This window comes from Sporosarcina sp. P19 (assembly GCF_002743165.1).
Lineage (GTDB): Bacteria > Bacillota > Bacilli > Bacillales_A > Planococcaceae > Sporosarcina > Sporosarcina ureae.
In genome coordinates, this window is the sequence record NZ_PDYR01000003.1 from 32,598 (window position 1) to 56,992 (window position 24,395).

A 24,395-nucleotide genomic window follows, 5' to 3' on the forward strand; every position below is an offset into this window, starting at 1 on the left:
ATCGGTGTTGGCATAGTCATGGGGTTTATTAGTGAACGGATAACCAAATCGAAATCACATGCCAATTAATCTTAAATTAGAGCATGATCTAGCATCGCACGTAGAGTACGAGTTAACTTTTTGAAAAAATGCAAGTAGATATTTATGGTGAAGTATGTAGTGGCTACCGTTGTTCAACAAGCGAAGTACAAAAAAATCCTAATATGTAAAGGTGGAACAGTGCTTGAATATCTCTAAAATAGATGAAATCAATAGTCTTTATCGAAGATTAATAGAAGCATGGAACAAACGTGATGCAAAAGGAATGGCTGAACTATTTACAGAACAAGGCATTCAAATTGGTTTTGATGGAAGCAAAATGGTTGGACGAGAAGATATCTTATCGCATCTCGCATCCATCTTTGAAAATCATCGCACTGCCTCTTTTGTAACTAAAGTAAAAGACGTTCGGGCAATAGGAACTGATACGGCAATAGTACAAGCTATAGCAGGGATGATTCCACCTGGAAAAACAGATATTGAGCCCACAGTAAACGCCCTTCAAACTCTCGTCACAGTTAACAAAGACGGTAATTGGAAAATTGAGCTCTTCCAAAATACGCCCGCTCAATTTCATGGGAGACCGGAATTAGTTGAGCAAATGACAGATGAGTTAAGGCGATTAATTAACGAATGATAAAGTCGTAACCGCGTCATGTAATGTGGCCATGAAGTAGAGAAACTTAGCTTCGTGCTAATCATTATCTATCCCTATATATTCTTTAAGAGCGAGCAGGTTTTCGTCCCAATATGGTCCAAAGAAACTAAGCCAGCCCCTTAATTCAATCAACGGCTCGGAATTAAGCATAAAGCGGGTTTCATGTCCAACCCTCTGACGTCTGACAAGACCTGCATTAACAAGAATATGAAGATGCTGATTTACTGCTGTGCGGCAGGAAATTTCTCTTTACAATCCGTTCCCAACCGCTCTCCATAAATCCACGAACGACTGTGTGGGGTTGTTCAAATTCAGTTACTTTAGAAGGTGAATCGCCAAATTGCTCTGTATGAAGTACAGATTCAGATCCTACAATCGGTTTACGTGAATTTAGCATCCACCATGCTGCAATGCCCTCTAATGTAGAAACTGCTTCCCTTACTTTTTCAAGCTGCGCATTGAGTATGACGGTTTTACGGATATCTTCTACTTTTTCTTGTGAATTCATCATTCATACTTCTGATCCGAATATAGATAATTGGCATCGGTATAAATAAATATGACTATTTGATTAAACATCATTACTTAAACAAACACGAGAGTTTGACTCGAGGCGCTCTGATTTCCGTGTTGCTGACGAATATCTGCTCTGCGTATTGGATGACTGATTGGATTCACTGAAGCATATAGATTGAAGGTGATTGATCGAAAAAGGCGAATGAGTAAAGTAGGGGGGAATATATATGAATAATGGACAAGCTCAACCGAACGAGAATGCTGGGAAGAAAGAGTATATCGAAACACCTGTTAAAACGATTTTCAATAAATTTGCCAACCAAAAAGACGTGACCTTCATATACGGAGAACCGATTGAACTTGGTTTGCAAAAAGTAGTCCCTGTGGCGAAAGTTAAATATGCAGTAGGTGGGGGTGGTGACGGTAGTGGAGGGGAAGGTGGAGGCGGTGCTTTCACGATTAAACCCATTGGCGTTTATGTAATTACACCAGACCAGGTGAAGTTTGAGTCTACGTTGGATGTGAAGAAGCTCACTGCGTTGACTGTGGTTGTTGGTGGAGTTCTAGGCTTATTGGCACTTTGCAAGGGGAAATGAACGAAGCTCGAAAAAGTTATAGCTGTTCGATTTGTTCCATTCATTACGCTAATCTAATTTATGAAATGAGAACTTTTAGAGCGTGTCTTCTAGGTAACTTACAACCCTAGAAGACACGCTCTATTATTCAACACCCTATGGATTTTGGAAAGAAGAGCTGTCTCATTTCGGGCTTGTACTTTTCCGTGAGCAGCATAATCTAACGCTTTTTCCATAAATTAAAACCCTTACGCTTCTTCACTTTCCTTTTCTCAATGGGAACATTCGGCGTAGGTGCAGGGTTGTAGGGCTCTACATATAGACCCGAATAGGATTTATACCATGTAAAGATATGCTCGGCAATTACCTTAATAACAGCATAAGCTGGAATTCCTAGTATAACACCTGGCACGCCGAATAATTTCCCAGCTGTCAGCAACACGATAATAATAGTTACGGGATGTATTTTCAAATTACTCCCTAAAATCAAAGGCTGGATCAATCTGCCTTCAAGTGCTTGTTCAACGGCAAACACAATAATGACTTTCACCAACATGAAAGGTGAAGATGCTAATGCAATAATGACAATCGGTATAATCGCAAGGAACGATCCTAAATAAGGAACTAAGTTTAGGACTCCTGCTACGATCGCAAGTAGAACGGCATACTCAAGGCCGACAATCGCTAAACCAATCCAGAACATCAATCCTACAAAAAACGCTACTAATAATTGCCCACGGATATATTGACTGATTTTCGTATTGATTTCTTTTAATACTTGATACGTAGTGGCACGCATCTTCGTCGGCAACAGTTTCATTGTATGATACGGTAAATCACGTCCATCTTTCAATAAAAAGAATAAAAGAATCGGCATAGTGAGCAATGCGATGACCACATTGGTCACAGTTCCGAGTATGTTACCGATACCCGATAAAGCAGAATCCATGAAACCCTTCGTTTGTTCTGTTATCGAATCTATAATACTTTGATCGATATCGTCCAACTTTCCTTGCAATTGAGAAAATAAATTACTGCTTAATAAGCCTTCAAATTGTGCCAATAATTGAGTCCAATATTCCGGCCAGTTTTGAATGAGGCTTGTAGCTTGCTCGCGTATAATCGGAATGAGGATGATCACGCCCCATGCCACTAATCCACTGATGACCATGAAGACTAGTGCAATTCCCCAAACACGCTTGATCTTCTTTCTTTCCATCATATCGATCAATGGATTTATTAGATAAAATAGAATCCCCGCCATGATGATAGGTAATGCCACTACACTGAGAAACTCTTTTACAAAATGAAACATATGCATAACTTTCGAAAAAACTAGTAAGTTCAATAAAATGACTAATGATATCAATAATATAGCGACTACTTTATTATCCAAAAACCAGTTTCGGAACCAAGTAGTCATTGTTCGTATTTTATCATTTTCCATGTTTTGCACCTCTTCTCGTGAAATAACTTGGATTCAACATCCACCTTATGTCTCACCAGAAATCCGTTCGCTAGTATCTACATCTTGACCCGCCAACCGCTTTTCAAAAGTCTTCCGCCAGCTAGGGGACAACTCTTCAACTTCCAGCAATCGACGCACCGATTTCAAGTCATGCTTGTCCTGATGCATCAGCCGATTCGCTTCCGCTACTGAAATAGCAAGTGCTTGGCGTGTTAACGGAACTAACCGATCGGTCGGCGAAACCAACCCTTCTTGCAACACGCGGAAATAAAAGCCCGTAAAACCTGTATCCTGTACAAGAAGCGGCAAATCTTTTCGGTCATAGACAAGCGCCAACTTAAAACAAGGCTGGCGAGGCTGACTCACTTGAACAATCGCTTCGCCGAGATGAAAAGAATCACCGATACATACGTCTTCTTCCGTCATCCCTGTTAGGGTAAGGTTTTCACCGAACGCACCATACGGAAGCGTTCTTTCCAATGCTCGTTCCCAGTGATGATAATGTTTATATGGATACACACAAACTGCTTTATGAACACCACCGTGATGAACGAGATCTCCCTGACCATCTCCAATGAAGTGTACAGAGGATAAAAAACCGCTTGCTGCACCCGCTCTTTGAAAAAGCCGGTCGTAACAGATTTCTTTCCAAAATCCATATCTTTAGGTTTCCCTACATTTAATGAAAGAATCTCCACCTCATTCATGGAATCAACCCCCCAGTAGAATCAATATATCACTTGGATATAAGTGTATCACTATCACTAGAACTTGTTAAATATCTTTCGGGATCTACTCTTCGTCTTTATTCAACACTTCTACACATGTTCAAACTAGTAAACTAAAGAGAGTACGCCAGACTTTAAAATGAAAGAAAACCATACGCCATAAACTATATAAGAAGGTAAGCCCGATGAAATTAAAAACGATCTACGTAACAACCACATCCAAAAGAAAGTTGGATGACATATCTTCCATCGTTGTCACGACACTTTATCGAAAAATTATAGAATGGAGCGAAGGAGTAAGCGTCTCAGGTGTACATGGCCTTTCGGGTCCTGCATTGCTAAACTTCCGCGGACAGTTGGAAGCCTACTTAGCTTTCACATACATTCTTCAAGACGATTCATTGCTAGAAGACCGATCCAAGGCATAACCTCTCGCTCGTGTATATAGTGTATTGTCAGTCGATGCCCATACTTAGTCCGTATTTGCCGGAATAGAAAGCAGTTGTTTGCCTATCGTGGTACCGTGGACTAACCCCTGCATCAATAATTCTTTTATAGTTTCAAATCCAAGCAATCCAGTTCCGCCCAATACAAATACATGTTTCATCCCGCTTCACTCCTCTTAAATCACCTCTTTACTTTCTACCCTCTTGTTTAAAAAGTATTCAAATTAGAAAAAGAATCTACTTACTATTAATAAAGAAGTCCTTGGTACTGAATAATAGAAAATGAAAAAAATGTTCTCTAATTCATTTATAGTTCATATCTTCCTGGTTTAATTACATAAGCTTATATGCAATTGATCATGCTTTCGTTCACTTCATTCTTTAAAAACGCCCATAATGTTGAAGATATAGTGATCCAAAATGAGATCGATTGCGTTAGCTATAAAATGATAACTAACTAGATGAGGAGGGGACACAATGAGAAAAGGTACATACAATCGTTTTTGGAGATGGCACTTCTTTGGTGCATTGTTCATGGCTCCACTTCTGATTACGCTTACGCTGAGCGGAATTGGGTACTTGTTTTACAATGATGTTGAAAACGTTGCCTACAAGGATCTTTTCTTTGGTACTAGCGAAGAAACGTCTCAACTGACGATCGACGAAGGAATTTCTCTTGTGAAACAGGAGAACGAAGGATTTGAAGTTTCGAAGATCATGATCCTGGATGAGCCTTATAATACGAGGCTGACGTTGAAGTCCGAGTCAGGTGAAGAGAAATACGTATTTTTAGATGACCATAACGAAATAGTCGGCTCTCAAAATCCAAAGTATACGTATTCTAATATTATGAGAAATGTTCATAGTTCACTTTTTGTGGGCGGAACTGTCGTCAATTACTTAGTTGAATTAGCTGCATGCTGGGCTATCTTTTTATTATTTTCCGGACTGTATATGACATTCAAAAGCCGTGCGCTAAAGAAACCGAAGAAATCAACACGTCGACTCCAATTTAAACGGATTCATGCGTTAATCGGTACAATCATCACTATTCCCATGATTATTCTCATATTCACAGGTCTTCCCTGGTCCGCATTCATGGGGAATTACATCTATACCGCCTCTCAAGAACATCCTTCTATCGGAACACCGTTGCTAAAACAACAGCCACCCACTTCTGATATGAGTGAGATTCCTTGGGCAACTCGTAAAGAAGAAGCCCCTACATCCGAAAAACCAGATCCTCACGCGAATCACGGTGGGAATGGGGAAATGCCTGGAATGGAAATGGGCCATAACGGGGTTTCTGTTGAAGAATTGATGGGGAAAGTACAGGATGAAAGGATTTCGAAACCGTATTCAATCGTCTATCCGTTTTCTGAAGATGGTGTGTTCACGGTATCCAAAGGTAGTAACACCGGCGTAACGGGGTTAGATGTACATCCTTCTGAAGAGATGACTTCTTATTTCGATCAATACAGCGGCAATTTGATCTCCAAAGTAGGCTACGGGGAGTATGGAATCTTGGCGAAGTGGTTTACGTGGGGAATTCCGCTGCACGAGGGTCATCTGTTTGGCTTGCCGAATAAAATTATCAATTTAATTGTCTGTCTGGCATTTTTATTCCTGATATTCTACGGCTTCAACATGTGGTTGTCACGCAAGAGAAAAGGAAATATTTCGGCACCACCTAAGACGACGAGTAAAATTTCGATAGGGTTTGTTGTGCTGATGGTGATTTTAGGTATCATCATGCCACTCTTTGGGATTTCATTGTTGGTTGTACTTGCGGTCGAAGGGATTTTGTATTTGGTTCGTCGTGGGAAAGATGATACACGGACTGAGTAATAGCGAAAATAGAAGAAGCTACCTAGAAAGTCAGTACGTTGACTCTAGGTAGCTTTTTTCAAGTTCTGTTTCGTCGCAGTCAGAGAACTACTACATTCTTTTATAAAAATATGAACAATTCAATTTCGCCTTCAAAAAACACCTCAAAAACGAATTCTCGAAATCAAATTCCTCATATCTACCGCATTCTCTCCCTTACACAATTCAATTTCCACGTTTTGACAATTTTCTGCTCCTGTCATATGCTGATTTCAATACAGCTACTAACAGAACAGTTAGAAAAGTAATCGGAAAAATGATATACTCTATTCTAAGAAGTGTGAGGAAAACACATGAACAAGCGGGCAATAAAACGGATTTATTTAAAGAATCTAGTCGATTTGAAAATTGATTTTGCGTTTAAAGAATTGTTTGGCAGCGAGAAGAACAAAGCAATTACGATTGTTTTTCTGAATGCCATTCTCAAACGAACCGGCCGGGATTCCATTAAAGAAGTAACCTTCAGAAATCCGGAAATCGGCGCGGTATATGAAGACGACAAGCTATCGCGTCTGGATATTCTTGTCACCACGCAAGACGGACATCCTATTAATATTGAAATGCAATTTACCAATCAATACGACATGGTCAATAGAAGTCTCTATTATTGGGCCAGATTATACAGTGAGCAAAACAAAAAAGGAATGGCATACAAGACGCTACAACCTACGATCATGATGAACATCTTAAACTTTGACTTGATTACGCAAACCGATGCGTATCATTTACACGAGGATGAAAAGAAATTTCGTATAGCGGACGGATTGGAGTTACATTTCATTGAAATACCTAAGCTACTTGCGCATTGGTATGATGAAAAGTTGGATCCGTGGAGTGATGTATTGGCTCGTTGGTTGCTTCTGTTGAGTATAGTGGATCAGCGGAAACAACATATTTACGAAGACATATACAAAGAACTGGAGGCGATTGCGATGACTGACAAACATTTAGAGGAAGCATTTACGAGCTGGAATGAAATGAGCCTCAATTCGGAAGAACGACTTGCTTATGAAGTGCGCTTGAAACAGGTGCTAGATCAGGAAGCTGCGGTCAATGAAGCAAAGTGGAGATTAGAAGTTGCTGAAAAAAGAGCAACGGAACGAGGAATGGCACGAGGAATAGAACGAGGAATAGAACGAGGAATAGAACAAGGAAAAACAGAGGAAAAGGAACATATAGCACGTAAACTTATACTGAAGGATCTGGATATTGAACTTGTAGTTGAAACAACGGGGTTATCGTTAGAGTGTGTACAAGAGATGAAAGCAAAATTAGGATTGTAAATTGTAGCGAATGAATTTCAATGTTTCAGAAACTGGCACTTCATATACACGGCATAGTTGATAAGACGCCTACTTTCGACCTGTTATAGGGGAGAGTAGATGTCTTTTTATTATTGAGGTGGGGGTGAAAAATAATTAGTACTATCTAATTAAACATTCTTAATAAAACAAACGTGTAAACTTGACGAACAGGTACGTCTTAAGTGGCTCGAAAATAAACCAACTAACCTTAACGTTTAAGTGTGTCGGTTTTCAATTATATTGCAATATATTTCTTACCTACAAACTTACAACGTCATAATCTAAGTTACTGTAGCATTCATCACAGCAGCGCCCTCCACCTTTAAATGAAACACTTTGCTCTCTTCGCAAAAACACGACATCAATACAATAACCTCCTACATCTTATTTAGTATTCCTGAGGCCAATGATAAAATATCGACTTTTCTAACGGAATCAATCTCCAGTAGAACTTATATATCATCTGGATATATGTGTATAATGATCATCAGAAATTGGTGAATGTCTTTCGTAATCAGTACTTCCAGCTGATTGAATTCGAAAAATCATTTGTGCTATTAGACCACTGGCTAATAATTAAATACATCACAGCGAAGCGAAACAGCGCTAAAGCCCTTCTCATTTCATTGACTGCAATCCAGCTTTTCCACCTCCAACACCTTTCCAGTCGCACCCTCAATACAATCAATGCTATAATAAACACATTCTATATAATCACTACCTGTGCAAAGATTGATGGAGGGAACCTTACATGAAAACCGAAGCGAAACTACAAAAAGAAGCAATGAAAGTCCTTAAAGAGACAAGCCGTACATTTTACATACCAATTAAATTACTCGAGCCAAACGTTAGAGAAGCTGTTGCGTCTGCGTACTTGTGTATGCGTGCAATCGACGAAATCGAAGATCATGAACAACTAGACGTGACGATCGTCATTGACTTACTGAATAGAGTAAGCGACATACTAGATCACACGATTGCAACAGGTGAATCGATGGCGTCTGCATTGGACGAGTTATTCGCACCATACCGCGACCAGTTACCTGAAGTGACGTTACGTCTCGCTGACTGGGTAGAGTTCTGTCCGGAAACAGCACGTAATAAAGTCCTCGAATCGACTGTGATCATGGGGCGTGGCATGGCGGAGTGGGCAGGTAAGGACTGGGTGATCGAGACGCGTGAAGATCTCGATGATTATACGTATTATGTCGCTGGATTAGTGGGCGTTATGCTTGCGGATATTTGGCGCTGGTATGATGGCACCGAGACGGATCGGGACCTTGCGATAGGCTTTGGCCGCGGGTTGCAGTCTGTTAATATTCTTCGTAACTACAAGGAAGACGCAGTGCGTGACGTGAACTTCTTCCCGAATGACTGGAAGTTGCCGGAAATGTTTGCGTATGCTGAAGAGAACTTAGCACTAGCGGATGCGTATATTGAAGACATTCATACGAAGACGATTTTGAACTTCTGTAATATACCATTGGCACTTGCGCATAGTACACTCGATGCATTGAAAGAAGGACGCGAGAAAATGTCGCGGATCGAAGTCGTAGCAGTCGTGAACAAAGCGATTCTAAAGTAATGCATAGTTAATCGAATGAATGGAGGATTGCGATGCTAGATTTACTGATCATTATGTTCGAGCGGGTCGGAATGATTGTGGCGGTCGCTTTCCTTCTGACTCGTTTTCGGTTTTTCCAAAATATGATCCATCAAGATGTATTGGATCGTCGGCAAGAGCTGACAGCGATACTCTTTTTTGGATTGTTTGGCATTTTCGGAACGTATTTCGGTGTGGCACTGGATATGCAGACGTTTCATTTTGAAAATATGTCGTGGCAACTTGAGACTGATGAGGCGATTGCGAATTCCCGTGTGATCGGGGTGGTCGTCGCAGGTTTACTTGGTGGCTATCGACTCGGGATCGGTGCAGGACTCATCGCCGGGATTCACCGGATGTCTTTAGGTGGATTCACGGCTATTTCGTGTGGGATTTCCACTATTATTTCTGGTATCCTTGCAGGTTACTTCTATAAGAAGGGCAAGCACATCAGTCCACTTTTAGCATTCGCGATTGGTGCGGCTGCGGAAGCGTTGCAGATGTTGCTCATTCTCGTTATTGCGGACCCGTTTGAGAAAGCGTTTGCATTGGTACAAGCGATTGGCTTGCCGATGATTTTAGCAAACGGTATGGGGGCTGCGTTATTCATGCTGATTGCGTATAACGTGATTAGTGATCAGGATAAAAAGACAGCGTTGCAAGCGCAGAAAACATTACGTATCGCGGATCAGACGCTTGGCTATTTACGGACAGGTATGCGAAAAGATACCGCTTCGGCCGTGTGCGGTATTCTCATGAACGAGTTGCAGCCAGGTGCTGTCGCGATGACAGATAAAACGGATATTTTGGCGTTTGTCAGCTCCAAAGGCACGATTATGCAAGGCTCGATTCAGACGGATTTAACACGTCAAGTAATTCAAGAAGGACGGCTCATTGTCACGGATTCCGTCGCGCATGATCACCCGAGCGTCTCGACATCAGGGGCCATCGTCATTGCGCCACTCAAAACGCGCGGTGAAACGATCGGAACGTTGAAACTATTCTATCCTTCACGTAAAGCGATTACGGATGCCACGATTGAATTAATATCGGGACTCGCTGAATTACTCAGTAACCAACTTGAAATTGCCGAAGCGGATCATGCTTATCAACTAGCGAAGGAAGCTGAAATTCAGGCGTTGCAAGCGCAGATCAGTCCGCATTTCCTGTTCAATTCAATGAATATTATCATATCGTTGATACGGACAAATCCGGATGAAGCGCGGAAATTGCTGTCGTCGTTGTCGTTCTTCTTGCGTCAGAATCTTGAAGGGACGACTGCGAAGATGGTTACGTTACAGCAAGAGCTTGCGCACGTCGAAGCGTATTTGATGATTGAAGAAGCGCGTTTCATTGATAAACTGAAGATTTGTATCGACGTCGATCCGAGCGTCATGCAAGAGAAGATTCCGCCACTGACGTTGCAGCCGATTGTTGAAAATGCGATTACGCACGGAATTAAAGATTTGGACGCAAACGCGGAGGTTCATATTTCGATACATGAAAGTGGAGACGTCATTCATATTATGGTGGAGGACAACGGTGAGGGAATTGTTCCTGAGCGTCTCGCCATGCTTGGGCAGGAACAAGTTCAGTCTGAAAAAGGTACTGGACTCGGTCTTTATAACGTCAATCGACGATTACTGATGACGTTTGATAAGAATTCAGGACTCACAATAGAAAGTACACCGAATAAAGGAACGAAGATTTCATTCTACATTCCGAAGTCGGAGGTGAACGGATATGACGGAAATGATTCGCGCATTGGTCGTGGATGATGAAAGATACGCGCGCGAAGAAATGATTTATTTGCTTGAGCAATTTGAACGGGTGAAGATTGTCGGGGAAGCCGATTCCGGAGAGTTAGCGATTATTAAGGCGATGCAACTGCAGCCGGACGTGGTTTTTCTCGACATAGAAATGCCGAAAGTTGATGGTATGGAAGTGGCAAGGACACTCGGCTCGCTAAAGAAAGTACCGCTGGTCGTCTTTGCGACAGCCTATCCGCAATTCGCGGCCGAAGCGTTTCGTGTTCATGCAATAGATTATTTACTGAAGCCGTATGATGAAGAGCAATTGCGGCAGACGATTGCCCGTGTGGAACAGTTGCTGCTACAGCCAAAAACCGATGCGTCACCGAAACGAATCGATCGATTGCCGGTTGAAATGGAAGGTGAGATCCACTATATCCCGATTGGCGACATTCTCTATGTACACCGGGAAGAAAATTGGACGAAGATTGTTACGCCTACGCGAGATTACGAAACGCGCATGACATTAAAAGAACTTGAGAACAGATTGACATATTCATCGTTCTTCCGTATCCATAAAAGCATTCTCGTGAACCTCGTGCACGTCAGTAGTTTGACGCCGTGGTTCAACGGAGCGTATCAACTAGAGGTCGATCAACGTCCGGAGAAATTGTCAGTTAGCCGAAATTATGTCAAAGAATTACGTCAACGTCTCGAGGGATAAAAAATCTCGTAACATGTTAATCTCCCGGAGTGCATCTTACTTCGCGATACTGACATGTTGCGAGATTTTGTCATCATTTGGACACCTTTCTATTATAGTTAATGTAAGCGTTATCACTATAAGGGAGGGAAAGAAGCAATGATTACATTTTTATTTTCTATTGTATTATTAATAGTCGGATATTTTACGTATGGTAAGTACATCGTCAAAATGTTCGGCGTCAAGGAAGAACGTGCGACACCGGCGTATACGAGCGCGGACGGAGTCGACTATGTGCCAATGAGTACTAGCAAAAACTCATTGATTCAATTACTAAATATCGCAGGTGTAGGCCCGATTTTTGGCCCGATTATGGGAGCGTTATACGGTCCCGTCGCATTTATCTGGATCGTCGTCGGGGCAATATTCGCAGGCGCTGTACACGATTATTTGACAGGTATGATCTCCATCCGAAACCGCGGAGCACACTTGCCTGAACTGGCAGGAAAATTCCTCGGGAAATTTATGAAGCACGTCGTCAACGCATTTGCACTTTTATTACTCGTTCTAGTCGGTACCGTATTCGTTTCGGCACCAGCAGGATTGCTGTACAACCTGATGAATGGTTGGATGGCTATGGGAATCATCCTTGCACTTATTTTCCTTTATTATATTTTGGCCACACTATTACCGATCGATAAAATCATCGGTCGTTTCTATCCAATCTTCGGCGCACTACTCGTGATCAGTGCAGTTGGTATCGGCGGCATGATGGTCATCAAAGGTGTTCCGATTCCGGAATTGACATTTGCGAACTTACATCCAGATAATATTCCGATCTTCCCGTTATTGTTCTTGACGATCTCATGTGGAGCGCTATCTGGTTTCCATGCGACTCAGTCTCCGATTATTTCCCGGACAACGAAGAATGAAAGCCAAGGTCGCAAAATTTTCTACGGCATGATGATTGCAGAAGCTATTATTGCGATGATCTGGGCAGCGGCTGGTATGGCGTTGTTCAACGGTGTAACATTGAATGAATTGCTTGCAGCTGGCGGACCAGCAGTTATTGTCAGCGAAGTATCCATCACGATGCTTGGTGCTGTCGGAGGAACACTTGCGGTAATTGGTGTTATTATCTTACCGATCACGTCAGGCGACACAGCCTTCCGTAGTGCACGCATGATTATTGCGGACTACATTAAGTACCCGCAAGCGAAAATCATGAGCCGTCTATGGATTGCGCTTCCGATGTTCGCAATCTCGATTGCCTTAACTCAAATAGACTTCAACATCCTATGGCGCTACTTCTCTTGGGCGAATCAGTCAACGGCCGTCATTGCGTTATTTGTCGGAGCGATGTATCTCTTCATTGCCGGTAAGAACTACTGGGTCGCACTTATACCTGGGACGTTCATGCTGATGGCGACGACGACGTATATACTAAACGCAGCCATTGGATTCGGCTTACCGATGAATGTCTCCCTGATTGGTGCAACTGTCATCTCGATCTTCTTAGTAGCTCTGTTCTTTAACGCGGCAGTAAAAGCTCGAGCTGCACAAATTCCACTAGAGGAAGATATTACAAACTGGGATTCTACAAGAACAATTTAATACGCTATATTTACAACCTGTTGAGCTTCGGTTCAGCAGGTTTTTCTATGTAGATTTATATAGTAATTTAGATTGTGATACACTGTTAGTGGAGTTAAAAGACCATTTACTCGAATGAAGAAAATACACACAAAAGATATCTAGATTACAATTTAAATCACTTAAGTAACTAATAGTGTAAATATACACTTAAGTGAAAGGGAGGAATAAAGCGTTGAATAAGCAGACGGTTATGGACTTAGTGTCGCCCCGCTTGAAGTTAATTCGGACAGAAATGGACTACACACAAGATCAAATGGCGGAGATTATAGGCATCTCAAAGAAGACATTAGTACAGCTAGAGAAAGGCCGACAGGAAATTGGTTGGGCTACAGCGGTAGTAGTTTGCGCCCTATTTCGTGAGAGTGCTCTGTTGCGCTCGGTCATGGGAGAAGATCCGATTGAGTTAGCTGAAATGGCAGTACATACAGAGATTCATTCGCGAGAAACTGCTGCGAGTGCATCTATTAATTGGTGGACGGAGATTGGACAATGGCAGCAATATAAGTTGCAACAACATACCGCGGGTGGACATTATCGCATAATCGGAGCGGATCATAAGCGTTTATTTAGTACGGGGGACCGTGAAAAAGCTTTAGCTGAATTCAAAAAGTATATGGACATACTGTAATTATTATATGAAAATAATGTATGAAAAACAGATAAAAACCGGCTGTACTCCTTTAAGAGTGAGCCGGTTTTTCAATGTGAAATGAATATTTTTGAGTGGTTGTACATACGCCTTTTTCGTATGTGCGCTCTTCGAATTCTACATGATCTTCGCTATCTATTGTCAGTACCGTTGTGCAACGTGTGCCATAGTCTTTTGACGCAATAAAGATCGAAGACAGTAAACTCTCGAGATCTTCACCAACGCCAGTATCAGGTAGTTGTTCGGTCGGAAATCGTTCCGCTCGTTGCATCATGCCGAATAATACATTCGGATCAATCGTCTCCGTCTGTTCCAAATATTCCGCCAGCAAAGCTTTCGTTTTATCCACCTTAGGCCACGGAGTATTTAGAAATGCATTACTCAGTCCGTGTGTGCCATGGGTTAGCTGTTGGATAGATCGCTCGACGTTCGAGTAGTAATACATCTCTTTAGCTGACCCGGCAAGTACGTTGCAACCAGCGTAATCCTCTCGGTTTGTATGCAGTTGCTCCATGAATGCGCGTGCTGATAGCTCCGATTGTAGATAGGAAGATACGATGTGACCGCGTGAGAGTTTGCCTGTTTCTGGTAGCGTGAAGTCACGATAATTCGTCAGCGCAGCGACTTTCCCTTGTTTATTAATGCCGAGCCACGTGCCCATTTGTTCGAGATCGCGCCCTGCTAAAATGTCGGGATAATCGCTCCAGAAGTTGGCTGGTGCTGTCGGACGTCCGTACGCTTCATCTCGGTTCGCCATCATGACGAGTTGATACTTTGGATGGCTTTGTAATTGAAATGCAAGTAAACACATAATGTCACCCCGTTTGTGTACGTATGAAATTAGTGTATCACGTGCGAATTTGTTTGGCGACTGTATGGATAGTGCTGTAAACTAGTGAGTAAACAAAATGATATATTGTTTGCTACACTATTGAAGTCGTAGTATATACGAGGTATCATAGATCATAACAGATAAACAAATAGTGATTTTGTTTGTTAGTGCTTAAATGTAATAGGAGTGTGGGATGCATGGAGTTTACGGAAACGTTTTGGGATGCTTCGTTAACGGAATTAAAGCAAGGGTATATAGAAAGTTCCACATCGTATAATTGTTTATTATGCGGTAAACAAATCGAAAAAGGTGTCATTTATCCGTACGAGAATGCATTGTATGAAGCGGAGCGATTTATGCATGTGCATATCGAACATTCGCATCAGTCGGTGTTTGCCTATTTGCTTGAACTCGATAAGAAATGGTCAGGCATTACCGATCATCAAGGTGATCTGTTGCGTTTATTCTATCAAGGAAAAAGCGATAAAAGTATACAGGAAGAATTGGAGATTGGCAGTGCGACGACTGTGCGGCATCATCGCTTTGCATTAAAAGAAAAAGAACGGCAGGCGAAAGTGTTCCTTGCGATGATGGAGTTATTGAAAGAACGCGAATCGTACGAGCAGGCATTTATTCCACCGCATAAGGCATCTCAGTTATTCCACGATGATTATTTGGTTGCCGAGGATGAGCAGCAAGCGATACTACGAACGTTTTTCCCTGAAGGAACCGATGGCCAGTTAAAAGAGATGCCAGCGACAGAAAAACAGCGAAGAATTATTGTCCAGGAAATTAGTAAGCGCTTTGACGGTGACATTTCGTACAGTAAGCATGAGATGAATGATCGGCTTTCGGAAATCCATGAAGATTTCATTACACTTCGGAATTATTTAATTGAATACGGCTATTTCGGTCAGACGCGCAACGGCAGTCAATATTGGCTGAAGTGAGTTGCTTGCAATCCTTTTAAGGTTTAGAAAATGTCGAGGTGGGAAGACTAGGAGTAATCGCGAAAGGAGCGGAAATAAATGACTGCAAAAGACACAGTACAGAAAATCTTGGATGAGAGCATGACCGGAACGATGGCAACGGTGGATAACAATAAACCGTACAGCCGGTATATGACGTTCATGAGTGATGGTTTGACTTTGTATACACCTACTAATAAGAAAACGGAAAAGGTGGATGAGCTCGAAGATAATCCTTATACGCATATTCTTCTTGGCTATGAAGGCGAAGGATTTGGTGATGCTTTTGTGGAGTATTCGGGTCGTGTCACGATTTCCGATGACGAAAGCTTAAAAGAGAAGATTTGGAACGATCATATGAAGGCATGGTTTGATGGTCCTGAAGATCCGAATTTAGTTATTTTGAAAATCGAACCAGAAGCGATTCGTTTGATGAATAAATCAGGCCAACCCCCTCAAGATATTTCCCTGTAAATAATTACTATACCAAAAAAGTATACATGAATAGTATATCCCGAAAGTGAGAGGTCGCACTCTGATTTTCGGGGTATTTTTGTCTGGTTGGAGAATTCACCACAAATACACGCAAATCCCGCTAATTTCCATTGCTTGAACGCAATAAATGGGGGTATACTACTCATAAGAACATGCGTTCCTTTGAGAGGTGAATACCATATGAAACCATTACCGAATAGAAAAATTGCGTGCCTTGATATGCGCAGCTTCTACGCGAGCTGTGCCGCGGCAATGGAAGGACTCGACGTAATGGAAGTGCCGATTGCGATTGTCGGCAATATCGAAAGAAAAGGCGGTGTCGTACTGGCTGCTTCTCCGCCATTGAAAAAGCGATTTGGCGTGACGACAGGTATGCGTCTATATGAGATTCCGGACGATCCAAGCATTCGTTTAATTGAACCAAAAATGCAGTTTTATATCGATGTGTCGATGGAATTAACGAGGTTGTTGAACCGCTATGTGCCAAAAGAAGCGATTCATGTGTACAGTATCGATGAAAGTTTCGTCGACTTTACGGGTACGGAAAAATTGTGGGGACCTCTTGAGACGTTGATTTACCGAATTCAGGATGAGTTGTACCGGCAATTCGAGTTGCGTTCGGCGTGCGGAGTCGGGCCGAATATGTTGCTGTCGAAGCTTGCACTAGATCTAGAAGCGAAGAAAACGGGGATTGCGCATTGGACGTATGAAGATGTACCCGAGAAGCTATGGCCTGTTGCCCCGCTTCATAAAATGTGGGGCATCGGCAAGCGAGTGGAGCGGACACTTGAAGATATGGGCATTTATTCAGTCGGTGATCTCGCGCACACGCCGCTTGAGAATTTGGAGAAGAAGTTCGGTGTGATGGGTAATCAACTCTATTATCATGCACACGGCATCGATTATTCCGACCTCGGCTCCGTGTTGATCGAGGGGCAAGTGAGTTATGGCAAAGGCCAGACGTTGTTGCGCGATTATACGACGACTGACGAAGTGTTAGCCGTTTTGCTTGAGATGTGCGAGGATACGGCGATGCGTGCGCGGCTTGCGAAAAAGAAAGGGCGCACGATTACGTTGTCGTTCGGTTATTCAAAGCACGCGCTCGGTGGCGGTTTCAATCGTCAAAAAACGTTGCCAGAAGCGACGAATGAAACGATGGCGATTTATCGCGTCTGCCAGGAGCTGTTTGAGACGTTCCATGACGGGCGTCCCGTGCGCCATATTTCCGTCAACTTGTCGAATCTTGAAGAACATGACAGTTTCCAACTCAGTTTATTCGAACCGATGAACTGGAAGCAACAGAAAATCGGTCAGGTGATGGACGAAATTCGCGTGAAGTATGGATCTGCTGCTATTCTTCGCGCAGTTTCCGTTACGCCAGGCGGTACCGCATATAGAAGGAATCAATTAATCGGTGGTCATTACAAATGAAATCAGTCGAATTAAGTCGTATAGTCTCACTATATAGAAAGAATTTTTTTCAAATGCTGAAATATCCCAGTTCCGGAACTTTCGATATCCTAAAACTTTTGCTAAACTCAAATAGCGAACATTGTAAAAAATACTGCAAGAGAAGTGGTGCAGAACAAAGGAGGAAAGCCAGTGAAAGTATTACTGGATTTACGCTGGTTTTTTTCTGAGAGAAAAAAACAATACAGCATAGGGATCACGGCCCTAATGATTGTTGCGTTACTGCAACTGGCACCGCCAAAAATTATCGGCTTTATTGTCGACGCGGTCGCGAAAGATGAATTGACCGCAGAGATGCTAACACGCTGGATGATTATTTTGGCAGTAGCGGGAATCTTGATGTATGTCTTGCGCTATATTTGGCGCGTGATGATATTTGGTTCATCGGTATACCTCGCACGCGTCATGAGAGAGCGTCTATTTACACACTTCACGCGCATGTCGCCTTCATTTTACCAGCGACGACGTGTCGGAGATTTAATGGCACACGCAACGAATGATATCAATGCGGTGCAACAAACGGCAGGGTCAGGAATTCTGACACTCTTCGATTCGATTTCGACAGGTGGTTTCGTCATCTTGATGATGGCGTTTTCGATTAGTTGGAAATTAACGCTGATCGCCCTTCTACCGATCCCGGTGATGATCATCTTGACAAGTTATTATGGACGGTTATTACGTAATCGATTCCGTGTGGCGCAGGAAGCATTCTCCGATTTGAACGACAAAGCACAAGAGAGTATTTCAGGCATTAAAGTGCTGAAGACGTTTGGCCAGCAAAAAGAAGATGTCGAATCGTTTACGAAACGCTCCGAACAAGTCGTCAAGGAAAATATGCGCGTGGCGAAAGTGGATGCGTTGTTCGATCCGACGATTGCGGGGATTTTTGCGATCTCATATGTTCTATCCTTTTATTTCGGAACGCGCTTCATTTTATCAGGTGAGTTGTCGATCGGGGATTTGGTCGCGTTCACTTCCTATTTAGGACTGTTAACATGGCCGATGTTGGCAATTGGTTTCCTATTCAATATTGTCGAACGAGGAAATGCATCGTACAGCCGAATTCAGGATTTACTTTCGGTTGAGCCAGGCATTCAAGATCGTCCGAATGCGGTGAGTCAATTACCGCATGGAGATATCGTTTTTGATATCGATACGTTCAAGTTCCCAGACGATAAACGGGCATCATTGCGTAATTTACACTTTACGATCAAGCAGGGGGAAACACTTGGCGTTATCGGAAAGACTGGTTCAGGGAAAACGGCGATTCTTAAGTTATTAATGCGAGAATTCGAAGGGTATACAGGAACGATCACGTATGGTGGTATTCCGATTACGCGATATAAGAAGGAATGCTTGCGCCAGGCGATCGGTTATGTGCCGCAAGACCATTTCTTGTTTTCCACTACACTCGGTGAAAATATTGCCTTTACGAACCCAAAGATTGATCCGGAGAAAATTGTGGCGGCTGCAAAATCCGCGCATATTCATGATGATATACTGACGTTTGAAGCAGGCTACGAAACGATGGTCGGAGAACGTGGGGTATCGTTATCCGGTGGACAGCGTCAGCGTGTGTCGATAGCACGTGCGTTGCTCATGGATCCGGAGCTATTGTTGCTGGATGATTCATTATCCGCAGTAGATGCCCGGACGGAAGAAGCGATTCTTCGTTCATTGAAAGAAGAAAGAACGGGTAAGACGACCATTATTACGTCGCACCGCTTAAGTGCTATTCAGCATGCTCATCAGATTATCGTTCTTGATGAAGGCGAAGTCGTTGAAATTGGCGACCATGACAGCTTAATCGCACAAAACGGGATGTATAAGGAAATGTACGATCTGCAACAGCTAGAGTCGATCGTAGAGCAAGGAGGCGGCGCAGATGAATAACAAACAGAAGATGTCCGCCAGAGATCAGTTCAAAACGTTCATGCGGCTAGCGAAATACGTCTTGCCGATGAAGAAAAGTGCACTGATTGCGATTCTATTATTGCTGTTGACGGTGACATCGACGATTCTTGGACCTTTAGTAATCCAGCGATTCCTCGATGACTACGTTGTACCACTAGATTTCCCAGCGAAAGAAGTATGGATCATTGCACTCATTTACATCGGGCTACAACTCGTCAACATTGTCGGGTCGTATTTCCAAACATTGCGGTTCCAGGAGCTTGCCCTCGCAATTATCCAGCAAATCCGAATCGATGCATTCTCGAAAGTCCAGAAGCTTGGGCTACGGTACTTCGATCAGACGCCTGCTGGTGGAATCGTTTCACGTGTAACGAATGATACGGAATCGATTAAAGAAATGTTCGTCAGCGTGGCAGTTACGTTCATGCAGGCGATCTTCGGAATTGTCGGCGTCTATATTGCGCTCTTTACGCTGGATGGGAAACTTGCGCTCTATACACTGATCCTGTTGCCACTATTCCTGATTCTCGTATCGGTCTATCGCTATTATAGTGCAGACTTCTATCAGGATATAAGGGAACGGCTCAGTCAGCTGAATGCGAAAATCTCCGAGTCATTATCCGGTATGGACATGATTCAGGCCTTTCGCCAGGAGAAGCGCTTGTCAGACGAATTCATTGAAGTCAATGAAGGACATTACCGCTTCGGACTGCGAAATATTCGTTTTGACAGTTTGATGCTAGGGCCATTCATCGACTTGATGTATGCAGGTTCGATCGTTGCGGTGCTTAGTTATTTCGGAACGGCATCTCTTACGTCGGTCGTCGACGTCGGGATTATCTATGCATTCACTACGTTGCTAAGACGTCTATTCCAGCCGATCAATCAAGTAATGCAACGTTTGTCGATGTTCCAACAAGCAATCGTATCTGCGTCACGAGTATTCGCGCTGATCGATAATCCGGAAATTGAACCGAAACAAAAAGCAGCGTCTACTCATAAGATTCAAGAAGGTACGATCGAATTCCGTAATGTGACGTTCAGTTATGATGGTAAAAATGATGTGCTGAAAGATATTTCCTTTACTGCGAATGCAGGCGAAACGGTCGCACTTGTCGGTCATACAGGAAGCGGAAAGAGTTCGATCATCAATCTATTTATGCGTTTCTATGAATACGAGCGCGGCGACATCTTCATTGATGGCGTATCGCTAAAAGAGTATCCAATAGAAGAATTGCGGAAGAAAGTAGGACTCGTCCTGCAAGATCCGTTCATGTTTTACGGTGATATCGCAAGCAACATCCGTCTGCATAACGAAGAGTTAACGGATGAAGATGTGCGGGAAGCTGCAGAGTTCGTACAAGCCGATCACTTTATTGAAGAGTTGCCGAACGGCTACGAACAGAAAGTGACAGAACGCGGTTCGACGTTATCGAGTGGACAGCGTCAATTGATCGCGTTCGCACGGACGATTGCGATGAACCCGAAAGTTCTTGTGCTCGACGAAGCGACAGCGAATATTGATACGGAAACGGAAGTGGCGATCCAGAAGAGTTTAGAGAAGATGCGAGAAGGCCGTACAACGATTGCAATCGCTCACCGTCTAAGTACGATTGCCGATGCAGAATTAATTCTCGTACTTCACCACGGCGAGATCGTTGAACGTGGGACACACGCAGAGTTGCTTGCGCAAAAAGGCTTGTATTATACGATGTATGAGTTGCAAAACGGTGCGCAAGCGTAAATTTCTGTGATTGTCAAAAAGATTTCACAATCAAATGGAGCGTAATCTAGCCTCTTGTTTGGTACGATAGAGTGGGAATGTTGGTGCTTGCCGGCATTCTACTTGTCCTACTGTTAAAGGAGGAATTTTGTTGGGGACGGATGTTAATATTTTCTTTGCGTTTGGAGCAGGTTTCCTAAGTTTTATTTCTCCATGCGTACTGCCACTATACCCGGCATTTATATCGTATATCACCGGCATGTCACTGGATGAACTCGGAGATAAGAAAAAAGGAATGAACCGTGCAGGCATGTTGCACACGCTGTTCTTCTTACTTGGATTCTCGATTGTATTCATTATTTTAGGATTCAGTACGTCCTTTATCGGATCCATCTTCTTGCAATATCAAGATTTGATTCGTCAGGTAGGTGCGATTTTCATCATCATCTTCGGACTGATGACGATTGGACTATTTAAACCAGAATTTCTAATGCAAGAGAAAAAGCTACAATTTAAGAATCGTCCTGCGGGTTACTTCGGTACAGCGCTGATCGGTCTAGCTTTTTCCGCTGGATGGCAGCCATGTATGGGACCGATCATCGGTGCCATCATCTATCTAGCAGCGACGAATCCGGCATCTAGTATGTTGTATATGATGCTCTATGTACTTGGTTTCGCGATTCCATTCTTCTTCTTGTCATTCTTCATTACAAGAATTGGCTGGATCCGCAGACACAGTATGAAGATTACGAAAGTAGGCGGCTACTTGATGATCGTGTTCGGTATTATACTGTTCTTTAACGGAATGGTCTATTTCACAAGTTGGCTTAGCCCAATCTTTGGCGACTTCCAAGGCTTTTAATGTAAGCTGATAAGCAGAAAAGAGGTGTATGATGAAAGAAATTACTTCTTTTGACGAGTGGCAGCATGTATTGAATGAGACGCCGCAGTTTCTGTTGTTCGTGAAGACGAATAATTGCTCTGTCTGCGAAGGACTTTATCCGCAGGTGGCGGCACTTGAAAGCAATTATCCGTTTGACTTCTACCGCGTGAACGCAGCGGAAGTTCCGGAAATGGCTGGACAATTGTCACTCTTTACAGCGCCGGTCGTATTATTATTTAACGAACAGAAAGAGTTGACGCGTTTCGCACGGATTGTTCCAATGAATGACCTGAAAAAACGCCTCGATGAGCTGGTGCAGTGGGGGAACACAGATGCATAAAATACAAGAACTGATAGATTATGTCTTCACAAGTATTCCATCAATTTACTTGATTATCGGTTCGACCGTAATTTTCGTAGTGATGACGACGTTTGTCTATACGATGCGAGCGAAGGCGTCAAATAAGCCGATTCTGGCGAAGAAGATCATCTTACCGCCATTGTTCATGTCGACGGGGATGTTAATGTTTTTGTTCGACGAGTTCCGTGTGCCATGGACGCAAGTGCTCGAGGCGAGTCTCGTCGGTATACTATTTTCTGCGTTTTTGATTTATACGACAACGTTCGAGATGAAGAACGACAGGATTTACATGAAAAAGTCGAAGGCGTTTCTGATCATCTTGCTCGGCTTGCTGGTCATTCGCATGGTCGGCAAGATCGTACTCAGTAACACAATCGACGTCGGCGAGCTCGGGGGCATGTTCTTCATCCTCGCGTTCTCGATGATTCTACCGTGGCGAATCGGTATGTTGGTGAAGTATAAGAAGCTTGAGAAGAGTATGTAGTAAGGGAGCTGTCCTTGTGGCGGCTCTCTTTTTTATATCTTAGAAGCAAAAGTTCAGAGCAGGGAAGTAGAGGGCGGTGGTGTTCGTGGGGCGATTGGCACTTCGAAGGGGACGCGTGGCGGAGAGCTAACCTATTTCGCTAGTGTAAAGATGTGCATCTAACGCTTATCGTTACTTATGAAAGGTAGGAATATACTAAAAGTTATACCACAATAATTCAACTACAATTGCAAGCAAGCGATCTATCTCCATCCCACTTTTAACGTAAGGATTGCAACGGAAGATGGGGGCGACTCCCGGAGGATCAGCCCGATCAGGTGAGACAATCAAAGGGAGCTTGCGACCTGATTGGCTCACCGCGGGCCCTCGGGAAAGCGTCCCCCATCTGTAGTTGTAATCCCGTGATGTAACCTACCTCACATAGCAATGACTTGAATCTTAAAACCATGCAAAAAACAGGATGCCCCCTTCACTAGGAGACATCCTGTTTTGGTATTCAAGTAAATAAATGCTCATACGGCTGAATATCAATTTCCATCTGATTAAGCTTCTTGCGCAAGAAGTTATGGTCGCGCTTTGGCGTAGCCAGAATATAACCTTTGATAATATGATCAAACTCAATAGTTTTGGCGCGGTCTTCTAACGCAATCTCACCGATCTTGGCACCGATCTTCTGCTTCGCCACGTCGCGGAACAACTCCGGCACAGGCGTAACGAGTTCGTTGAGCATACTCTTCGCCTCGTCATTCCATAAATGCAACGACTCATTGACGTAATGCTCTTCCCAATCCAGTGTCGATTTTCCGTCTTCTTTCGGCAATACTTTGAGGAATTTCCGGAACATAAAGAATCCACCGATAGCGAATAAGCCGATCATCACAATACCCCAAAATATAATAAACCACATAAATAGGTCTGGCACGGTTTTTTCACCTCTTCCATTCTATCCTCCATTATAAAAGCAATTGAGAAATATTTCACTAACAAAGTATCCTTTTCATGATTTCTATCTATATAGCGGATGAAAGGAGGTGATACACATGGCAGCATCACTAGAATTCAGTCAGGCTACGGCTAAGATCCACTTTAACGCAGGCGTTAATGAGAAAGGTCACTTCATTCGCAAGATTAAAACGTACAAATTCATCAATGATGACGCAACACCAGCAAATATGTACACCGCTTTGACACAACTTGCTTCATTATCAAGCTACCCGTTTATTCAGCTCGAGAAAGTTGTAACAGAAGATATTCATAACTAAAACCGTACAGGAGGAGAGTG

Annotated in this window: 24 protein-coding genes and 1 pseudogene; 19 read left to right on the forward strand and 6 right to left on the reverse strand. The window is 43.0% G+C overall.

Annotated features, from left to right (window positions below):
* The first annotated feature begins 223 nt into the window (after positions 1-223).
* Positions 224-676: an SgcJ/EcaC family oxidoreductase gene (locus CSV74_RS04995; protein ID WP_369823686.1), complete on the forward strand. Its 453-nt coding sequence runs from the start codon at positions 224-226 to the stop codon at positions 674-676.
* A gap of 217 nt (positions 677-893) precedes the next feature.
* Here CSV74_RS04995 and CSV74_RS05005 read toward each other — a convergent pair whose 3' ends face one another.
* Positions 894-1,205, reverse strand: coding sequence for an SRPBCC family protein (locus tag CSV74_RS05005; RefSeq protein ID WP_099690808.1), 312 nt, complete (start codon positions 1,203-1,205; stop codon positions 894-896).
* A gap of 235 nt (positions 1,206-1,440) precedes the next feature.
* Between CSV74_RS05005 and CSV74_RS05010 the strand changes: the two genes are divergently transcribed.
* Positions 1,441-1,809, forward strand: a complete 369-nt coding sequence (locus CSV74_RS05010) for a spore germination protein GerW family protein (RefSeq protein ID WP_099690809.1) — start codon at positions 1,441-1,443, stop codon at positions 1,807-1,809.
* A 199-nt stretch (positions 1,810-2,008) separates the two neighbouring features.
* Here the strand turns inward: CSV74_RS05010 and CSV74_RS05015 are convergent, their stop codons facing one another.
* Both CSV74_RS05015 and CSV74_RS05020 read right to left on the reverse strand, forming a co-directional pair.
* Positions 2,009-3,235 (reverse strand): AI-2E family transporter, encoded by a 1,227-nt coding sequence (locus CSV74_RS05015; RefSeq protein ID WP_099690810.1) that lies wholly within the window; start codon positions 3,233-3,235, stop codon positions 2,009-2,011.
* A gap of 45 nt (positions 3,236-3,280) precedes the next feature.
* Positions 3,281-3,963: pseudogene (locus tag CSV74_RS05020) on the reverse strand (MOSC domain-containing protein).
* A gap of 206 nt (positions 3,964-4,169) precedes the next feature.
* On the opposite strand from CSV74_RS05020, the gene CSV74_RS05025 reads away from it, so the two are divergent.
* Positions 4,170-4,412 (forward strand): hypothetical protein, encoded by a 243-nt coding sequence (locus tag CSV74_RS05025; RefSeq protein ID WP_099690811.1) that lies wholly within the window; start codon positions 4,170-4,172, stop codon positions 4,410-4,412.
* A gap of 44 nt (positions 4,413-4,456) precedes the next feature.
* Here the strand turns inward: CSV74_RS05025 and CSV74_RS16995 are convergent, their stop codons facing one another.
* Positions 4,457-4,591 carry a hypothetical protein gene (locus tag CSV74_RS16995; protein WP_255408325.1) on the reverse strand — a complete coding sequence of 45 codons (135 nt, stop codon included), beginning with the start codon at positions 4,589-4,591 and terminating at the stop codon, positions 4,457-4,459.
* A gap of 316 nt (positions 4,592-4,907) precedes the next feature.
* Between CSV74_RS16995 and CSV74_RS05030 the strand changes: the two genes are divergently transcribed.
* From CSV74_RS05030 to CSV74_RS05060, 7 genes are all read left to right on the forward strand, one after another.
* Positions 4,908-6,278, forward strand: coding sequence for a PepSY-associated TM helix domain-containing protein (locus CSV74_RS05030; RefSeq protein WP_099690812.1), 1,371 nt, complete (start codon positions 4,908-4,910; stop codon positions 6,276-6,278).
* 332 nt (positions 6,279-6,610) lie between these two features.
* A complete protein-coding gene (locus CSV74_RS05035) occupies positions 6,611-7,600 on the forward strand; it encodes an Rpn family recombination-promoting nuclease/putative transposase (protein ID WP_099690813.1) in 990 nt (329 codons plus the stop codon).
* Between the two features lie 772 nt (positions 7,601-8,372).
* Positions 8,373-9,206 carry a squalene/phytoene synthase family protein gene (locus CSV74_RS05040; RefSeq protein WP_099690814.1) on the forward strand — a complete coding sequence of 278 codons (834 nt, stop codon included), beginning with the start codon at positions 8,373-8,375 and terminating at the stop codon, positions 9,204-9,206.
* 32 nt (positions 9,207-9,238) lie between these two features.
* A complete protein-coding gene (locus tag CSV74_RS05045; protein ID WP_099690815.1) occupies positions 9,239-11,002 on the forward strand; it encodes a LytS/YhcK type 5TM receptor domain-containing protein in 1,764 nt (587 codons plus the stop codon).
* On the forward strand, positions 10,968-11,699 hold the full coding sequence (locus tag CSV74_RS05050) for a LytR/AlgR family response regulator transcription factor (protein WP_099690816.1): 732 nt from the start codon (positions 10,968-10,970) through the stop codon (positions 11,697-11,699). The genes CSV74_RS05045 and CSV74_RS05050 overlap by 35 nt, the downstream gene beginning before the upstream one ends.
* A gap of 138 nt (positions 11,700-11,837) precedes the next feature.
* Complete coding sequence (locus tag CSV74_RS05055; RefSeq protein ID WP_029053780.1) at positions 11,838-13,292, forward strand: carbon starvation CstA family protein; 1,455 nt, start codon at positions 11,838-11,840, stop codon at positions 13,290-13,292.
* A 214-nt stretch (positions 13,293-13,506) separates the two neighbouring features.
* Positions 13,507-13,962 (forward strand): helix-turn-helix transcriptional regulator, encoded by a 456-nt coding sequence (locus CSV74_RS05060; protein ID WP_099690817.1) that lies wholly within the window; start codon positions 13,507-13,509, stop codon positions 13,960-13,962.
* Positions 13,963-14,014: 52 nt separating this feature from the next.
* Here the strand turns inward: CSV74_RS05060 and CSV74_RS05065 are convergent, their stop codons facing one another.
* Complete coding sequence (locus CSV74_RS05065) at positions 14,015-14,794, reverse strand: NRDE family protein (protein ID WP_099690818.1); 780 nt, start codon at positions 14,792-14,794, stop codon at positions 14,015-14,017.
* A gap of 218 nt (positions 14,795-15,012) precedes the next feature.
* Between CSV74_RS05065 and CSV74_RS05070 the strand changes: the two genes are divergently transcribed.
* From CSV74_RS05070 to CSV74_RS05105, 8 genes are all read left to right on the forward strand, one after another.
* A complete protein-coding gene (locus CSV74_RS05070) occupies positions 15,013-15,765 on the forward strand; it encodes a DUF2087 domain-containing protein (RefSeq protein WP_099690819.1) in 753 nt (250 codons plus the stop codon).
* Positions 15,766-15,843: 78 nt separating this feature from the next.
* Positions 15,844-16,257, forward strand: coding sequence for a pyridoxamine 5'-phosphate oxidase family protein (locus CSV74_RS05075; RefSeq protein WP_099690820.1), 414 nt, complete (start codon positions 15,844-15,846; stop codon positions 16,255-16,257).
* A 201-nt stretch (positions 16,258-16,458) separates the two neighbouring features.
* The gene (locus tag CSV74_RS05080; protein WP_099690821.1) at positions 16,459-17,709 is read left to right on the forward strand and encodes a Y-family DNA polymerase; all 1,251 of its coding nucleotides are present in this window, start codon (positions 16,459-16,461) and stop codon (positions 17,707-17,709) included.
* Between the two features lie 171 nt (positions 17,710-17,880).
* On the forward strand, positions 17,881-19,641 hold the full coding sequence (locus tag CSV74_RS05085; protein WP_099690822.1) for an ABC transporter ATP-binding protein: 1,761 nt from the start codon (positions 17,881-17,883) through the stop codon (positions 19,639-19,641).
* Positions 19,634-21,406 (forward strand): ABC transporter ATP-binding protein, encoded by a 1,773-nt coding sequence (locus tag CSV74_RS05090; RefSeq protein WP_099690823.1) that lies wholly within the window; start codon positions 19,634-19,636, stop codon positions 21,404-21,406. The genes CSV74_RS05085 and CSV74_RS05090 overlap by 8 nt, the downstream gene beginning before the upstream one ends.
* A gap of 130 nt (positions 21,407-21,536) precedes the next feature.
* Positions 21,537-22,247 carry a cytochrome c biogenesis CcdA family protein gene (locus CSV74_RS05095; protein WP_099690824.1) on the forward strand — a complete coding sequence of 237 codons (711 nt, stop codon included), beginning with the start codon at positions 21,537-21,539 and terminating at the stop codon, positions 22,245-22,247.
* Positions 22,248-22,278: 31 nt separating this feature from the next.
* Positions 22,279-22,608 (forward strand): thioredoxin family protein, encoded by a 330-nt coding sequence (locus CSV74_RS05100; protein WP_099690825.1) that lies wholly within the window; start codon positions 22,279-22,281, stop codon positions 22,606-22,608.
* Positions 22,601-23,113: a CcdC family protein gene (locus CSV74_RS05105; protein ID WP_099690826.1), complete on the forward strand. Its 513-nt coding sequence runs from the start codon at positions 22,601-22,603 to the stop codon at positions 23,111-23,113. Before CSV74_RS05100 ends, CSV74_RS05105 begins: the two co-directional genes overlap by 8 nt.
* Positions 23,114-23,609: 496 nt before the next feature.
* Here the strand turns inward: CSV74_RS05105 and CSV74_RS05110 are convergent, their stop codons facing one another.
* Positions 23,610-24,020 carry a DUF2621 domain-containing protein gene (locus CSV74_RS05110; RefSeq protein WP_037561795.1) on the reverse strand — a complete coding sequence of 137 codons (411 nt, stop codon included), beginning with the start codon at positions 24,018-24,020 and terminating at the stop codon, positions 23,610-23,612.
* A gap of 133 nt (positions 24,021-24,153) precedes the next feature.
* Between CSV74_RS05110 and CSV74_RS05115 the strand changes: the two genes are divergently transcribed.
* Complete coding sequence (locus CSV74_RS05115; RefSeq protein ID WP_099690827.1) at positions 24,154-24,375, forward strand: DUF1659 domain-containing protein; 222 nt, start codon at positions 24,154-24,156, stop codon at positions 24,373-24,375.
* The last annotated feature ends 20 nt before the right edge of the window (positions 24,376-24,395 follow it).

Coding starts and splice junctions, on each gene's coding strand:
- CSV74_RS05005 (WP_099690808.1), bottom strand. CDS start 1,205: ATGAATTCACAAGAAAAAGTAGAAGATATCCGTAAAACCGTCATACTC.
- CSV74_RS05010 (WP_099690809.1), top strand. CDS start 1,441: ATGAATAATGGACAAGCTCAACCGAACGAGAATGCTGGGAAGAAAGAG.
- CSV74_RS05015 (WP_099690810.1), bottom strand. CDS start 3,235: ATGGAAAATGATAAAATACGAACAATGACTACTTGGTTCCGAAACTGG.
- CSV74_RS05025 (WP_099690811.1), top strand. CDS start 4,170: ATGAAATTAAAAACGATCTACGTAACAACCACATCCAAAAGAAAGTTG.
- CSV74_RS16995 (WP_255408325.1), bottom strand. CDS start 4,591: ATGAAACATGTATTTGTATTGGGCGGAACTGGATTGCTTGGATTTGAA.
- CSV74_RS05030 (WP_099690812.1), top strand. CDS start 4,908: ATGAGAAAAGGTACATACAATCGTTTTTGGAGATGGCACTTCTTTGGT.
- CSV74_RS05035 (WP_099690813.1), top strand. CDS start 6,611: ATGAACAAGCGGGCAATAAAACGGATTTATTTAAAGAATCTAGTCGAT.
- CSV74_RS05040 (WP_099690814.1), top strand. CDS start 8,373: ATGAAAACCGAAGCGAAACTACAAAAAGAAGCAATGAAAGTCCTTAAA.
- CSV74_RS05045 (WP_099690815.1), top strand. CDS start 9,239: ATGCTAGATTTACTGATCATTATGTTCGAGCGGGTCGGAATGATTGTG.
- CSV74_RS05050 (WP_099690816.1), top strand. CDS start 10,968: ATGACGGAAATGATTCGCGCATTGGTCGTGGATGATGAAAGATACGCG.
- CSV74_RS05055 (WP_029053780.1), top strand. CDS start 11,838: ATGATTACATTTTTATTTTCTATTGTATTATTAATAGTCGGATATTTT.
- CSV74_RS05065 (WP_099690818.1), bottom strand. CDS start 14,794: ATGTGTTTACTTGCATTTCAATTACAAAGCCATCCAAAGTATCAACTC.
- CSV74_RS05070 (WP_099690819.1), top strand. CDS start 15,013: ATGGAGTTTACGGAAACGTTTTGGGATGCTTCGTTAACGGAATTAAAG.
- CSV74_RS05075 (WP_099690820.1), top strand. CDS start 15,844: ATGACTGCAAAAGACACAGTACAGAAAATCTTGGATGAGAGCATGACC.
- CSV74_RS05080 (WP_099690821.1), top strand. CDS start 16,459: ATGAAACCATTACCGAATAGAAAAATTGCGTGCCTTGATATGCGCAGC.
- CSV74_RS05090 (WP_099690823.1), top strand. CDS start 19,634: ATGAATAACAAACAGAAGATGTCCGCCAGAGATCAGTTCAAAACGTTC.
- CSV74_RS05100 (WP_099690825.1), top strand. CDS start 22,279: ATGAAAGAAATTACTTCTTTTGACGAGTGGCAGCATGTATTGAATGAG.
- CSV74_RS05105 (WP_099690826.1), top strand. CDS start 22,601: ATGCATAAAATACAAGAACTGATAGATTATGTCTTCACAAGTATTCCA.
- CSV74_RS05110 (WP_037561795.1), bottom strand. CDS start 24,020: ATGTGGTTTATTATATTTTGGGGTATTGTGATGATCGGCTTATTCGCT.
- CSV74_RS05115 (WP_099690827.1), top strand. CDS start 24,154: ATGGCAGCATCACTAGAATTCAGTCAGGCTACGGCTAAGATCCACTTT.